General features: G+C 64.1%; 1 protein-coding gene. It reads left to right on the top strand.

Annotated elements, in window-relative coordinates:
- The first annotated feature begins 158 nt into the window (after window positions 1-158).
- Complete coding sequence (locus ABGA94_RS18855; protein WP_375367920.1) at window positions 159-809, top strand: transposase; 651 nt, start codon at window positions 159-161, stop codon at window positions 807-809.
- Window position 810: the final 1 nt, after the last annotated feature.

The following is an 810-nucleotide window of genomic DNA, read 5'->3' as shown; positions in this document are numbered from 1 at the left end:
CAGATCCCTTTCGCAACGCGAAAGGGATCTGACCCCGGTATCTACTGACTCAACGGCAGGCCATGGACCGACTGGCGCGGGCCCGGAATCGGCAGATGCTCGGGGTCAGATCCCTTTGCGCAGCGAAGGGCTCTGACCCCTGTTCCCAGGAGAAGCCCATGCCAAGGCCACCACGCATCGATGCGCCCGGTCACCCGCAACATGTCGTTCAACGTGGCAACAATCGCCAGCCCGTGTTCTTCACCGATGGCGACCGTGTGGCCTACCTGCGCCTGCTGTGCCAGCACGCGGACCAGCAGCACTGCCGGGTCCACGCGTACGTGCTGATGGACAATCACGTTCATCTGCTGGTGACGCCTGATGTCTCCGGCGGGCTGTCACGGATGATGCAGGCCGTGAGCCGGACCTACGTGCGGCGGGTGAATGATCGGCAGGTCCGCACGGGAACCCTGTGGGAGGGGCGTTTCTACTCGACGCTGGTCGATACGGATCGCTATCTGCTGGCCTGCCAGCGCTACATCGAGCTCAACCCTGTCCGTGCGGGAAGGGTGGCGCGCCCAGGGGACTATCGCTGGTCGAGCTATCGGGCGAATGCGCACGGCAGGCCGAATGCGCTGCTCAAGCCGCATTCGGCATTCGAACTGATTGCCCTGGATCTGGATGAACGGCGCAGGCGCTATGCGGCGTTCATCGAGGAGGGAATTCCTGCCGCGGATGTGGCGGCGATCCGGCGAGCATTGCGGTCGCAGCGACGGTTGGCCGGTTCGCTAGCGGGGTCAGATCCCTTTCGCGATGCGAAAGGGATCTGAC

The sequence above is a fragment of the Stenotrophomonas sp. 3diitr2024 genome, assembly GCF_042136455.1.
Classification (GTDB): Bacteria; Pseudomonadota; Gammaproteobacteria; order Xanthomonadales; family Xanthomonadaceae; genus Stenotrophomonas; species Stenotrophomonas sepilia.
Note: the sequence above shows the minus strand (reverse complement) of the source record. Positions and strands in the feature narration are given on the sequence as shown.